The organism is Bacillus sp. PK6-013 (assembly GCF_054161445.1).
The window spans coordinates 3,382,567-3,395,381 of record NZ_CP096417.1 but is presented as its reverse complement, the minus strand read 5'-3'; the positions used below and the strand labels follow the sequence as shown (position 1 = coordinate 3,395,381).

The 12,815-nt window shown below is 46.8% G+C and carries 14 protein-coding genes; 11 read left to right on the top strand and 3 right to left on the bottom strand.

From position 1 onward, the window contains the following. Window positions 1-15: 15 nt before the first annotated feature. Window positions 16-612 (bottom strand): hypothetical protein, encoded by a 597-nt coding sequence (locus M1E03_RS17250; RefSeq protein WP_020450577.1) that lies wholly within the window; start codon window positions 610-612, stop codon window positions 16-18. A gap of 57 nt (window positions 613-669) precedes the next feature. Further along, complete coding sequence (gene corA / locus M1E03_RS17245) at window positions 670-1,632, bottom strand: magnesium/cobalt transporter CorA (protein ID WP_145654139.1); 963 nt, start codon at window positions 1,630-1,632, stop codon at window positions 670-672. Window positions 1,633-1,766: 134 nt separating this feature from the next. Here corA and M1E03_RS17240 point away from each other — a divergent pair, with 134 nt between their 5' ends. The 6 genes from M1E03_RS17240 (at window position 1,767) to M1E03_RS17215 (ending at window position 6,551) form a co-directional block, all read left to right on the top strand. Beyond that, window positions 1,767-2,630, top strand: coding sequence for a DNA-3-methyladenine glycosylase family protein (locus tag M1E03_RS17240; protein WP_023855876.1), 864 nt, complete (start codon window positions 1,767-1,769; stop codon window positions 2,628-2,630). A 2-nt stretch (window positions 2,631-2,632) separates the two neighbouring features. Then, entirely contained in the window at window positions 2,633-4,039 is a 1,407-nt protein-coding gene (rlmD, locus tag M1E03_RS17235; protein WP_458110534.1) for a 23S rRNA (uracil(1939)-C(5))-methyltransferase RlmD, read from the top strand. A 50-nt stretch (window positions 4,040-4,089) separates the two neighbouring features. Next, complete coding sequence (locus M1E03_RS17230) at window positions 4,090-4,560, top strand: DUF6884 domain-containing protein (protein WP_230368346.1); 471 nt, start codon at window positions 4,090-4,092, stop codon at window positions 4,558-4,560. Window positions 4,561-4,776: 216 nt separating this feature from the next. Then, window positions 4,777-5,271, top strand: coding sequence for an RNA polymerase sigma factor (locus M1E03_RS17225; RefSeq protein ID WP_035339189.1), 495 nt, complete (start codon window positions 4,777-4,779; stop codon window positions 5,269-5,271). Beyond that, window positions 5,258-5,824 (top strand): hypothetical protein, encoded by a 567-nt coding sequence (locus M1E03_RS17220; RefSeq protein WP_231006255.1) that lies wholly within the window; start codon window positions 5,258-5,260, stop codon window positions 5,822-5,824. The genes M1E03_RS17225 and M1E03_RS17220 overlap by 14 nt, the downstream gene beginning before the upstream one ends. A 1-nt stretch (window position 5,825) precedes the next feature. Then, entirely contained in the window at window positions 5,826-6,551 is a 726-nt protein-coding gene (locus tag M1E03_RS17215; RefSeq protein ID WP_025810228.1) for a YfjL-like protein, read from the top strand. A gap of 29 nt (window positions 6,552-6,580) precedes the next feature. On the opposite strand, the gene M1E03_RS17210 is transcribed toward M1E03_RS17215, so the two are convergent. Continuing rightward, complete coding sequence (locus M1E03_RS17210) at window positions 6,581-7,156, bottom strand: TetR/AcrR family transcriptional regulator (protein WP_025810226.1); 576 nt, start codon at window positions 7,154-7,156, stop codon at window positions 6,581-6,583. Window positions 7,157-7,263: 107 nt separating this feature from the next. Between M1E03_RS17210 and M1E03_RS17205 the strand changes: the two genes are divergently transcribed. The 5 genes from M1E03_RS17205 to M1E03_RS17185 all read left to right on the top strand — a co-directional run bounded on the left by M1E03_RS17205 (window position 7,264) and on the right by M1E03_RS17185 (window position 12,811). Next, complete coding sequence (locus M1E03_RS17205; RefSeq protein ID WP_328067057.1) at window positions 7,264-8,457, top strand: macrolide family glycosyltransferase; 1,194 nt, start codon at window positions 7,264-7,266, stop codon at window positions 8,455-8,457. Window positions 8,458-8,754: 297 nt separating this feature from the next. Further along, entirely contained in the window at window positions 8,755-9,078 is a 324-nt protein-coding gene (locus M1E03_RS17200) for a YckD family protein (RefSeq protein ID WP_237612060.1), read from the top strand. A 103-nt stretch (window positions 9,079-9,181) separates the two neighbouring features. Next, window positions 9,182-10,387: an MFS transporter gene (locus M1E03_RS17195; protein ID WP_023855884.1), complete on the top strand. Its 1,206-nt coding sequence runs from the start codon at window positions 9,182-9,184 to the stop codon at window positions 10,385-10,387. Next, complete coding sequence (locus M1E03_RS17190) at window positions 10,380-11,120, top strand: YfjL-like protein (RefSeq protein ID WP_103750486.1); 741 nt, start codon at window positions 10,380-10,382, stop codon at window positions 11,118-11,120. The genes M1E03_RS17195 and M1E03_RS17190 overlap by 8 nt, the downstream gene beginning before the upstream one ends. A gap of 314 nt (window positions 11,121-11,434) precedes the next feature. Further along, on the top strand, window positions 11,435-12,811 hold the full coding sequence (locus M1E03_RS17185; RefSeq protein WP_023855886.1) for a sucrose-specific PTS transporter subunit IIBC: 1,377 nt from the start codon (window positions 11,435-11,437) through the stop codon (window positions 12,809-12,811). The last annotated feature ends 4 nt before the right edge of the window (window positions 12,812-12,815 follow it).

The window sequence follows — 12,815 nt, the reverse complement described above, 5'->3', positions numbered from 1 at the left end:
CTCGAGTGAAGTCGCTCATTTCACCACTTCAACCTTCATCCTCGGCTCTTCTTCTATCCCTGATTCATACACATCCTCATTTCCCGGAGCCTTAAAGGTGACGCTGTACGTCTCTTGTGAATGCGGAGACAGTTCCAGCTCTTCCGGCTGAAAGTCAAATTCGCTCGTTATATCAGGGATGAGCTGGATGCGTTCGGTCTTTTTTCCGTAATTGTTCACTTTCACCTCACAGTCCATGTTTCCTTCCTCCATATCGCTCTGATAGCTGCAAGTGCTTCTCTTTTTCATATATTCCACGGCATCATCGCCTTGTGCATTCCATTTTTGAAAGAGCATCAGCTGTTCTGTAACCAGCGGGTAAAATACTGAAATGCCGATAATAAACAAAAACAGCTTAAAGCGGATCCACGGTACTCCATAATAATGGCGCCACGCCATAATGAAGCCGATGATGAGCATCAACATGCAGATCAGAACCACTAAATTGCGGACAGGCAGTCTGAAAAAGTCCGAAAGCGCGTCTGCAGCAGACACGCTTTGATGATTTTCGGCGCTAATCAACAAGCCGAGAACGATCAAGAAGATGCCGGCAAGCCCTGTATGTACCTTCATTTCTTTCCCCCCTCAGTTATAGAAATAGTCGAACAGAGAGGAAAAAGGTTTCCGGTTTTACTTGAAAATGTCAAACCATCCTTTATGCCGGAACCAGAAGATCATGCCGGCGACAACGGCTCCCATCATGACGAGGATGAAAAAATAGCCGTAGCGCCAATGCAGTTCAGGCATGTTGTCAAAGTTCATGCCGTACACTCCGGCAATGAAGGTGAGCGGAATAAAAATCGTTGAGACGATCGTCAGCGTCATCATAATGGCGTTCATCCGGTTGGAGTTGAGCGTCTGGTAGCTGTCCCTTAAATCGGCGGTCATGTCGCGGTTGTTTTCGACGATTTCGGTCAGCTTCAAGAGGTGGTCGTAAATGTCGCTGTAATACGCTTTTCGTTCGCGGTTTTCTTTTGAGATTTCAATGTTTAAAATCCGGTAAAGCAAATCCCGCATCGGAATGATTGTTTTCCTAAGCTTTAGAAGGTCGCTCCGGATATCAAACACTTCATTCATCAGCGTTCCATACGTTTTTCTGCTGTCGCTTTCAGCAATTTCATTGAGGCGGTCTTCTATTTTGTAAAGAATCGGGAAATATTCGTCAACAAGCTGATCCATGACCATATAGGCGATATGGCTCGGTCCTTTTTTCCACAACTCGCTGTTTTCCGAAAGCTGTCTTCTTACTTTTTCAATACCGTCTGAACGATGAAAGTGAAATGTGATGATAAAATCTTTTCCAACGAATAAGTCAACTTCTTCAGACGCCAGCGTCCTTTGATTCAACGCGTGTATGACGAAAAAATGATATTCTTCGTATTGATCAAGCTTCGGACGCTGCAAATGATGAACGCAGTCCTCAACTGCTAAAGGGTGAAAGTGAAAATGGCTTTTGAGTAAAGAGACTTCTTCATCCGAAGGCTGATCGAAGTCCGTCCAGTACCACTCAATATCTTGATCTGTCAGCCTTTCTGCTTTGATGTCGGTAGATAAAAGTTTTCCGTCCTTTGTCATCGCAAAATGTTTAATCATCGGCACCCCTCCGCTTCCATAGGATGCTGCGATGCCCTGTGATTCATTCGGTGAAAAAATAAAATGTTGTTCTTTTTTAAGAGAATTTGAAACATGGTATACTGTGGACAAAGAAGAAAAAGGGATGGGAAGCGATGTGGAAGGAAACTGTAAGCGTATCACCGCCGTATCATTTTGACCGCGTCTTGGACAGGCTTTCGCTTGATCCGCTCAATGCGGTCAACCTTGACAAAAGGGAGGTCAAGCTGCCGCTCCGCAATCAAAACAAAGAGCCCCGGATTGTCGCTGTGCAGGCGACGGGAACTGTCGAAGCCCCGGCGTTTGCCGTCAGCGGTACAGACGATCGAGACGCCATGATGAAAGAAGTGAAACGGATCTTCAGATGGGAGGAAAATCTTCAGCCTGTACTGGATCACTTTTCACAATCAAGCTTGTCATCAATTTTCGCAGAGCATGCCGGAACGCCGCTGGTGCTCGATTTTCATTTGTATCATTGCTTGATGAAATGCATGATCCACCAGCAGCTTAATCTGTCTTTTGCTTATACGCTCACGGAGCGGTTCGTTCACACTTATGGAGAGCAAAAGGACGGGGTCTGGTTTTATCCGCTTCCCGAAACGATTGCACAGCTCGACTATAACGACTTGCGCGAACTTCAATTCAGCATGCGGAAGGCTGAATACGTCATCGATACATCAAGGATGATCGCAGACGGCCGTTTAAATCTTGATGAGCTTGATCAATTATCAGATGAAGACATTATGGAAAAGCTGGTGAAAATCAGAGGCATCGGCCCGTGGACCGTCCAAAACGTTCTGCTGTTCGGACTCGGCCGACCCAATCTGTTTCCGGCCGCCGATATCGGCATCCAAAATGCCATCAAACGCCATTTTGGCTTAAACGATAAACCGACAAAAGAACAAATGCTTGAAATGAGCAAAGAATGGCACCCTTATTTAAGCTATGCTTCCTTGTATTTATGGAGGAGCATTGAGTAGAAATGGAGAGAACATCAGTGAAACGTGACAAAAAAGGATCATCAGCAGAATTAAAAGTCGGACAGCAATTTCCGCTGACGATCAAGCGCCTCGGCATCAATGGCGAAGGCGTCGGCTACTTCAAGAAAAAAGTCGTCTTCGTCCCCGGCGCACTGCCGGGTGAAGAAGTCGTCGTCGAGGCGACAAAGGTTCATCCGAAATTTTCCGAAGGGCGGGTCAAAAAGGTGCGCAAGCGTTCAGAGCACCGCGTCAAGCCGCCCTGCATCATCTATGAGCAATGCGGGGGCTGCCAGCTCCAGCATCTGGCTTATGAAGAGCAGCTGAAAGGAAAACGGGACATCGTCATTCAATCGCTCGAACGGCACACCCGTTTTGACATCGGCAAAATGGACATCAGGCCGACGATCGGCATGAAAAACCCTTGGCACTACCGGAATAAAAGCCAGTTTCAACTCGGGCTTTCGAAAAATGGAAAGATGGTAGCAGGGCTGTACGGCCTTGACTCACACCGGCTTGTCCCGATTACGGAATGCATCGTTCAGCATCCGGCGACGAACAAAACGACACAAACCGTCAAGCAGATTCTTGAAGACTTCGGCATTTCCGTCTACAACGAACGGAAGCGAACGGGCGACGTCCGCACGATCGTGACGAGGGTCGGCTTTGAGACGGGGGAAGTGCAGGTTGTCATTGTCACGTCAAAAGAAGACCTGCCGCGCAAGGAGCTCATTGCAGAAGAAATCAAAAAGCGTCTGCCTGAAGTGACATCCGTAATTCAAAACGTCAACAAAGCCAAGACATCGGTTATCTTCGGCGATGATACAAGGCTCCTAGCCGGCAATATGGTCATTCAGGAATTTCTCGGCGAGGTTACGTTTGAGCTGAGCGCCCGCGCTTTTTTTCAGCTTAATCCGATCCAGACGGTCAAGCTGTATGACGAAGTGAAAAAAGCGACGAAACTGAGCGGGCGCGAAAAAGTCGTCGATGCCTACTGCGGCGTCGGCACAATCGGAATGTGGATCGCCGACGGAGCAAAAGAAATCCGCGGCATGGACGTTATCAAAGAATCGATCGATGACGCCAACCAAAATGCCAAAAAGCACGGAATTGATAATGCGCGTTATGTCACAGGAACGGCGGAGCACTGGCTGCCGAAATGGACTAAAGAAGGCTTCAGGCCTGATGTCGTCATCGTCGATCCGCCAAGAACTGGCTGTGACCGCACCTTCCTTGATACGATCAGGCAGGTTAAGCCGAAGCGGTTCGTTTATGTCTCATGCAATCCGTCAACACTTGCGAAAGATTTGCAGTACTTAGCGAAGGATTACCATGTCGAATACATTCAGCCTGTCGATATGTTTCCGCAGACGGCGCACGTCGAATCGGTCGTATCGCTGAAGCTGAAATAAAACGCCTTTTTAAAGGCGTTTTTTAGCGGAACCAAAAGGGGGGACATATGATGAAAAGACTCTGCATCATCCCGTGCGGGGCGAAGAAAATCTGGGATGTCGATCCGGGCATCGGCCCGTCCGCCGCAAAGGATGTCTATCTGAGTCCGTTTCATCGGGCGTGCGGCGCATATGCGCAGACGTTTTTTGCGGATTGGGTGATTCTTTCAGCAAAACACGGTTTTTTAAAACCGGAAGATATCGTTTCTGAAAACTATGATGTCACATTCGGGATGGACCACCCGGAGATTATGGCGGATGATGAGCTGAAGGCGCAAGGTGAACGGAAAAACTTGATGGATTATGACGAAATCGTTATGCTCGGCGGGAAAAAATACAGGCCTGTTTTGAGGAACGTGTTTGGCAGCCGCCAGCAGATCACTTACCCGCTGGCGGGCTATCGGGGAATCGGCTATATGCTGCAGGCGCTGAAGCGGGCTGTCGATGAAGGCCGGGAGCTTAGTGAACCTGAAAACAACTGAAGAGAAAGTGAGTTTTTTAAAATCGCTGGCGGGTTTGCCTAAATAAGGGCAGGGCATGATCTGGAAGGCATTTGTTTGGCGGCTGGGATATCCGGAGGCAAAATGAAATATTCATTTTTGCCTCTTTTTTTATGCAATTTTTTGTAACAAAAAGAGGTTCAGCGGTACTAATAAGTGAATGGAAAAATAGCGGCAGCCCAGCCGGGGAGGGGCTTTATGAAGCTTGAGGAAGTCTACAAGAGTATTCAGCCTTCCGTTTATGCCTTTTTCTACGTTAAGACATTTCATAAAGAAACAGCGGAAGATTTAACACAGGAAGTATTTTATCAGGCTGTGAAAGGCTATCATACATTTTCGGGAAAGTCGACAATCAAAACATGGGTGTTTGCGATTGCTAAAAATGTGTTGAAAAAACACTTTCGTTCAGGAGCGTCAAAAGCCGGGACAAACATGATATTTCAGCATGAGGAAGCGGCTTGCTTATCTCCTGAAGAACACCTTCTGAAAACCGAGAAAGAGCGGCGGCTTCTCGAGGAAATCAACCGGCTTGATGAGGCTTCAAAGGAAATTGTCACCCTCCGTATCTACGGAGAATTATCATTTAAAGAAATCGGCATGCTCACAGGCAAAACCGAAAACTATGCCAGGGTCGGGTTTCACAGAGCAAAGCTCAAGCTACAGCAAGAAATGGAGGGCTATGATGAAGGATAAGGAACGCAGTGTATTCAAAGATTTGCTTCCTTTATACCATGAGGGGCTGTTAAGCAAAGAGTCGGCTGAATGGATTGAGGAAGCGGCCGAAAACGATGAAGAGCTTCAAAAGCTTTTGAAGATGACGGAGGCCGAGCTTCCGAAGGAACATATCGAATCGACTGTTCATGAAAGTCAAATGTTTAAAAAAATCAATCGGAAGCTCTCCTTGTACCAATTGATGTTTACAGCCATTTCGTTTTTTCTCGCGATTCACACATCCCTGTTAAATGAGAGCTTCGGCTTTATTTTGTGGTACGCCGTGCTTGGGCTTGCGGTGTACTTGTTTTACCGGGATATGAAACTTGTGATTCTCCTCTCCTTTGCGCCGATTTTCATTTGGGGGATGGGGGATATTCTGGCCGGCTGGGATGCAGCCGACGGTACAGGGGTTGTGGAGCACCTGCTGTATTCTGTCTTTGGCGCTTTCATGCTTGCTGTTATTCACTGTTTTTTCGCCGCGGCCGGGATGATGATCGGATGGCTGTTCTTAAAGCTGAAAGAAAGTAGTTGATATGATGAAAAAGAAAATCTTGTATAGCGTATTGATCGTGCTGCTCGTTTCTTTTGTGCTTGCCGCATATAACGCCTTCAACGGAAATCCCGTAAGCAAGAAGCTGTCTCAAACGGCGCTTGAGCATTATTTGACTGACCGCTATCCTGAAAAAGACTTGCGGATCGACAGCGGGCTTTATAATTTCAAGTTCTCCGAATATGTATTTGAAGTCACGGATACCGGCGATCAAAAGCGCAAAGATCCCTATCTGTTTTCTTTGAGAGGGTTTGTTCAACCAGAAGTACACACGGACGGTATCTATGAAGAGAACCTCAACGAACCGCTGATGGAGCGGCTTGGAGAAGAAGCCGGAAAAGAAATCAAAACGTTTTTATCGAAAAACATAAACCATCTGAAAGACGTTGACGTGCATGTGGAAGTATTAAAAGGAAAGCTGAAAGAGGACGCAAAATGGGAGAAAAGCCTCCGCTTAGAGCGGCCGATGGAGATTCATATTTTACTTGATGCCGCAAATGCCGACCGAAAAGACGTATACAAAACGGCGCAAAAGATTCAGCGCCTGTTGAATGAAGAAAGGTACGACTATGAAAGCGTGACGATTAATGCCAACATTTTTGAGGGGGAAGATATCAAAGACGACGAGACCGGCTATGTCAAATACAGCACCTTCTTTGAAAAAAATACGGATACCAGGCTGAAGGATGTTGAGGAGCTAAATGAGTAGCGATCCATCCTTCAGTCTGAAAGGTTTGATCAGATGTGCAAACCGCCGCAGAAAGCGGCGGTTATCTGTTTAATATAAGTGTCTTTAGCGACTTTTTGAAACCGGCCGTCAGCCAATGCGCCAGAAGAGAAGTATCCGTATAAAGATGACAGAAAAGCGAAGGCCTGTGAATCCGCATCTCCCTTTTTCATCAGGCTTTTGTCCTGCATCGTTTGAAAGTAGTCTGTTAAATAACGAAGGAGTTCTTCCATATGCTTTAACAGAGAACCGAAAAGATCAGTCATCCTTCCGCCGTCTTGAACAGCGATAAGGTAGAGGGGCTTGTTTTTTTCCATATGAAGCAAATACGATTCTGCAATCAATGTTAAGTCATTCTCCAGGTTCCAAGTGATATCATTTTCAAATACGCGCTGAAAGGCTGGTATATAAGAAAATTGCTGAACGGCCGCTTCCAAAAGTCCGAGCTTTGTGTTGAAGTGGCGATAGACCGTCATCTCGCTGACGCCTGAATGGAGCGCGATATCCTTTACCGTCACCGACTTGAAACCGTATTTTTGCATTAAGTCTAAAGCAGCAGATATGATCCGTTCGTTCGTCTCTTGCAAAGGTGTATACCCCCATTTTATGATAGTTAGTAGTAACTAACACCAGTCTAATCAGGCGCTGAATTGATGTCAACCCGTTTCAAAAAGGATAAAAAGGAGTTTTAATCATGAAAAATATTTTAATCGTCAATTTTCCGGCGGAAGGGCATGTCAATCCTACATTAGGGATCACCAAAGCATTTGCTGACAGAGGCGACAATGTGCACTATCTTTCAACAGAAAAGTATAAAGACAGGCTGGAGGGCGTCGGGGCTACCGTCCATTTATACAAAGATCTGGTAAGAAACGCGCATATTGATCCGAATTCACCGTCCGGCCTTCTTGAATTTTTAAAAATTCATCTCAAAACCTCGCTGTATATTTTAGACATTGTAAAAGAGCTGTCCAAAAGCATTTCGTTCGATGCCGTGTATTATGACACATTCGGTGCAGGTGAATTGGTCAGGGATTATTTGAACATTCCGGGAATCGCTTCGTCGGCTTCATTTCTCTTCGGACAAGAACATATGAAGATTCTGCCGCTGCATCCGGATTCAGGCGCGGAGCTGCACTTGGACAAAGAATGTGAAGACATGCTTAGTGAACTGAAAGAAAAGTACGGCGTCTCACCTAGGCATACAGGACAGTTTATGAGCAATCAGGCGGAGTTGACGGTTGTGTATACAAGCCGGTATTTTCAGCCTGAAAGCGACCGTTTTGGGGATGATGTGCTGTTTATCGGTCCGCGTTTTCCGAAGCGCCTGGACAAGACCGATTTTCCGATAGAATCGTTAAAGAATGAGAAAGTCATTTATATTTCAATGGGAACCGTACTTGGTAAAACTGAGGATTTTTTCAATATGTGCATCGATGCATTCCGTGATTTCGACGGCAAGGTTGTCATCGCCGCCGGCGAAAAGTCGAACTACGCGGATATAAAAGAAGTGCCGGAGCATTTTATCATTGCACCGTATGTGCCGCAATTAGAGGTGCTTAAAGAAGCCGATGTGTTCATCACCCACGGCGGCATGAACAGCGTCAATGAAGGCATTCATTACCGTGTCCCGATGGTCGTGCTCCCGCATGATAAAGATCAGCCGATGATCGCCCAGCGCCTGAAAGAACTGAATGCTGGATATCCGCTGGTTACAGAAGAGGTCAATGCTGAAAGATTAAGAGATGCAGCAGAACAAGTACTCACTGACGAAAAATATCAGGAAGGTATTCAAAAAATTGATGAAAGCTTCAGCAACTGCATGGACATGAAAGACGCATTAGCGCGCATTGATGAATATACTGCGCGGAAATCGCTGCAGGCTTGATAGGAAGCCCAGCCGCTTTACCAAGCGGCTTCAGCGTGTCGACAAACCCTCGCATTCGTTGTCAGGCCTGCGCGTCGGTGCTCACGAATTCCAACATTCGCTCCGCTCCGATGCTCGGCCTTCCTAGACTGCAAGGGTTTTCAATCACGCTGAAAGGATGACAAAATCCCAAAACTAAAAGTCGTTTTGGGATTTTGTCAACAATCTGAAGCCGCTTTACCAAGCGGCTTTTTTTTATGCATAAACTCCGCAAAACAGATAAAAATAGAATGAATCATAGATCAGAAAGGATGTTGCATGATGCGCAAACTGCGCGTTTGCCTGCTTCTCGTCATACCGCTGTCATGTACGGCTGTCATGTCTTCTGCCTACGGGGAAACACGCGTTTATCAAGAGTTGACCGACAAGCAAAAAAATGAACTGGCTTCTTTGCAAAAGGACATTGTGGAAAAGAAAAAACAGCTGATCAATAAGTATGTGGAGTACGGAATCCTTGATCAGGAGAGGGGTAAAGAAATCAAATCTCATATTGAGAAGCGCTATGAAAAAGAGCGGGAAAACGGGTTTCTGCCAAAGTTGAGGCACCAAGAAGAAAAGTTTCACAAGCATCATATTCATTAAACTGAAATAGACGGCGCCTCATTTTCTTCGTGACAAAAGTGTAAAGACAGGTGTAAACTAATACTCATGTAAACTGCTAAGAGAGTAAAGAGGTGTAGTGAGTATGAAGAAGAACCGTCCTGTTTCAGAGCGCAGACTGCTTGGCATCGCCGGTCTCGGCTGGCTTTTTGATGCTATGGACGTTGGCATATTATCGTTTATTATCGCCGCTTTGCACGTGGAATGGAAGTTGACGCCGCAGGAGATGAGCTGGATCGGCAGCGTCAACTCAATCGGCATGGCAGTCGGGGCGTTTGTCTTTGGCCTTTTGGCTGACCGTGTCGGAAGAAAATACGTTTTTATGATTACGCTGCTGTTTTTCTCGATCGGCAGCGGGTTATCCGCTTTGACGACGACATTGTGGGCATTTTTAGTCCTGCGCTTTTTCGTCGGTATGGGGCTTGGGGGAGAGCTTCCAGTCGCATCTACGCTCGTATCCGAAACGGTTGCGCCGGAGCGGAGGGGAAGAGTCGTCGTCCTGCTCGAAAGTTTCTGGGCATTCGGCTGGCTGGCCGCAGCGCTCATTTCGTATTTTATTATTCCGGCCTACGGCTGGCAGATTGCTTTATTAATAACCGCGATACCGGCTATTTACGCCTTATATTTGCGGATCGCCCTGCCGGATTCTCCGAAATATGAGAAGCTTGCGCAGGAAAGGAAGCCGACCGTCGTGGAAAATGTGAAAAACGTCTGGTCCCGCAAATATGCCCGGCCTACGGCCATGCTGTGGATTGTCTGGTTTTGCGTTGTCTTTTCCTACTACGGCATGTTTCTTTGGCTGCCGAGCGTCATGGTGATGAAAGGATTCAGCATGATCCAGAGCTTTGAGTACGTCTTGATCATGACGCTGGCTCAACTGCCCGGCTATTTCTCCGCGGCATGGCTGATTGAAAAAGCCGGCCGGAAAATGGTGCTTACCGTCTACTTGTTAGGGACGGCTGTCAGCGCCTACTTCTTCGGATCGGCTGAATCGCTGGCGCTTCTGCTTGCGTCAGGTATGTTTTTATCGTTTTTCAACCTTGGTGCCTGGGGCGCGCTTTATGCTTATACGCCTGAACAATACCCGACATCAATCAGGGGGACCGGCGCAGGAATGGCAGCCGGCTTTGGCCGAATCGGCGGCATCCTGGGCCCGCTTCTTGTCGGCTATCTCGTCGCCCGGGGAACAGAGATTTCAATGATCTTTTTGATCTTCTGCGTCGCCGTTATTGCGGCTGTCGCGGCGATCTTCTTTTTGGGGACGGAGACGAAGCAGAAAGAGCTTGCCTAATGTCCGAATTCTCCTTCATAATGGACGGGACGCGAGAATTTGGAAAGAGTTGATTGAATTGAAAAAGAAAGCCATCATTACTGGTCTCTCGTTGTTGATTCTTGTGACAGGCTGTTATGTGTATAACGCCTTTTACGGAAATCCGTTCAGCCGCGCGCTGGCTGAACAAAAGCTATCGGCATACTTGCAGGAAGCACACGCCGATGAAACCTTAAATATAAAAGGGAGCTCCTATAATTTCAAGTTTGCTGAATACCTATTTCGTGTGTCAGATGAGCGGAATGATGAGTACATTTTCAGCGTGAAAGGCGGATTGCACCCGGCTGTCACAAACGATGGCATCAAAGAAGCCAGACAGGAAAAGACGAGAGCCAGAATAAGCAAAGAAGCCTCAAATGAGATCAAGGCAGAGCTTGAAAAAAAGCTGAAAAACGTAATTGACGTCCAAGTTTCTCTATCAGGAAGCTATGATGTCAATACAAATTGGAAAAAACTGAAGCAAACAGAACCGATTGCTGTTACAGTTACCTTGAATTCAGGCCGGGACGGCCGGAGGCAGGTCTATGACCAGGCAAAAGTGGTGAAAAAGTTATTGAGCGGCTACCATTATGAAAACATTGAGATTGACAGTATGGGCTTAGACGGGGAAGACCGGCCAGGCTATGTGAAGTACAGTGTGCATGTTTTAAAGGACCGTGCGATAGCCATTGAAGATGTAGAGAAGGCGCTTTAACGCCTTCTCTTTTTTTATACGGGGGATATATAGGCGGTTTGCACTATTGATGTCCAAGGCCGAAGCGAATAGAATCATATTAAGAACAAATATTGACGGGATTGTTACTGGTAAGGCAGGCAAGACCTAAAATGTGCTAAAGGAACTACAGACCTTAGTGTGCTTTTTTTGCGCCTATCGGCTGATGCTTTCGCATGTTTTAGGTCTTTTTTTATTCCTTTCGCCGGGGGTCTTTGGATGTGATGGCACATTTTTCATTTTGATCGTCTTCTGTTGATTTGATAGGATAGAAAAATTGGAGGAGGTAGATCCGGGTGCTGCATAAAGAGATTGCAAGAGTTCTCTTGCCCCTCATTGGAGGCGCGGAGAATATCATCAGCATCAGCCATTGTACGACAAGGCTGCGCTTCAATGTCAGAGATGAAGAAAAAATCGATATAGCTGCTATTGAAAAGATGGAGTCTGTGCAGGGGACTTTTTTCAGATACGGTTTGTTTCAGATCATTTTCGGTACAGGTGTAGTCAATAAGATTTATAAGGAAATGATTCAATACAGCGATCCGGCTCCTCTTGAAGAAGCCCGGCGGGAGGCGCCGCCAAACATGAACGTATTGACGCGATTTGCCAAAACGCTGTCAGACATCTTTGTGCCGATCATTCCGGCAATCGTTGCGAGCGGATTGCTCATGGGTCTCATCAGTGTGCTTAAAGAATTCAGCCTCGGCGCTTATGGCGGCCCGCTGATGAAAATGCTCGATATTTTTTCAAGCTCAGCGTTTGTCATTTTGCCTGTGCTGATCGGGTTCAGTGCGGCTAAACAGTTTGGAGCGAATCCGTTTTTAGGCGCTGTCATCGGCGGAATTCTGACCCATCCCGATTTACTCGATCCTTCATTGCTCGGCAGCCAAAAGCCGGAATCCGTCGAAGTATTCGGCCTTGAAGTCCCTTTGATCGGATACCAGGGGACGGTCATACCGATTCTCTTATCCGTCTACATAATGAGCAAAATCGAAAAATTCTTAAAAAGAATCGTCCCCTGTTCTTTAGATTTGCTTGTCGCACCGTTTATTACAGTTATGGCTTCCGGATTTGCCGCGCTGTTTATCATGGGGCCGCTCTCACTGATCATCGCTCATTTCGTAAGCGACTGTCTCGGGTTTGTTTATCATTTTGGGGGGGCTTGCGCCGGATTTTTATTTGGCGGGCTTTACTCCTTACTCGTTTTGAGCGGCCTGCACCATAGTTTTTATGTGATTGAAGCGTCGCTGCTTGCAGATCCCGAATATGGGGTCAATTTTCTGCTTCCAATATGGTCGATGGCCAATGTCGCGCAGGGAGGAGCGGGGCTCGCCGTATTTTTGAAAACAAAGAATGCCGCTATCAGAAAGATTGCGATTCCGGCTTCTCTCACCGCTTTTTTGGGAATCGTCGAACCTGTCATGTTTGGCGTCAATCTGAAGCTCGCGAGACCGTTTATCGGCGCATCGATCGGAGGCGCCATCGGAGGGGCATACGCCGTCTTCACACACGTTGCGGCAAACTCTTACGGATTGTCCGGCATCCCGATGATTTCAATCATTCTCCCTCTTGGCACCGCCAATCTCATTCATTATTTAATCGCTTTTGCGATTGCGGTGATTTCAGCATTCATTGCGACTTTGTGTCTTGGCTTTAAAGATGAAAAAGAATAATTCC

What these genes read in the sequence shown, in the direction of transcription:
- M1E03_RS17250 (WP_020450577.1), bottom strand. Translation starts at nt 612, where the DNA reads ATGAAGGTACATACAGGGCTTGCCGGCATCTTCTTGATCGTTCTCGGC.
- corA (WP_145654139.1), bottom strand. Translation starts at nt 1,632, where the DNA reads ATGATTAAACATTTTGCGATGACAAAGGACGGAAAACTTTTATCTACC.
- M1E03_RS17240 (WP_023855876.1), top strand. Translation starts at nt 1,767, where the DNA reads ATGTGGAAGGAAACTGTAAGCGTATCACCGCCGTATCATTTTGACCGC.
- rlmD (WP_458110534.1), top strand. Translation starts at nt 2,633, where the DNA reads ATGGAGAGAACATCAGTGAAACGTGACAAAAAAGGATCATCAGCAGAA.
- M1E03_RS17230 (WP_230368346.1), top strand. Translation starts at nt 4,090, where the DNA reads ATGAAAAGACTCTGCATCATCCCGTGCGGGGCGAAGAAAATCTGGGAT.
- M1E03_RS17225 (WP_035339189.1), top strand. Translation starts at nt 4,777, where the DNA reads ATGAAGCTTGAGGAAGTCTACAAGAGTATTCAGCCTTCCGTTTATGCC.
- M1E03_RS17220 (WP_231006255.1), top strand. Translation starts at nt 5,258, where the DNA reads ATGATGAAGGATAAGGAACGCAGTGTATTCAAAGATTTGCTTCCTTTA.
- M1E03_RS17215 (WP_025810228.1), top strand. Translation starts at nt 5,826, where the DNA reads ATGATGAAAAAGAAAATCTTGTATAGCGTATTGATCGTGCTGCTCGTT.
- M1E03_RS17205 (WP_328067057.1), top strand. Translation starts at nt 7,264, where the DNA reads ATGAAAAATATTTTAATCGTCAATTTTCCGGCGGAAGGGCATGTCAAT.
- M1E03_RS17200 (WP_237612060.1), top strand. Translation starts at nt 8,755, where the DNA reads ATGATGCGCAAACTGCGCGTTTGCCTGCTTCTCGTCATACCGCTGTCA.
- M1E03_RS17195 (WP_023855884.1), top strand. Translation starts at nt 9,182, where the DNA reads ATGAAGAAGAACCGTCCTGTTTCAGAGCGCAGACTGCTTGGCATCGCC.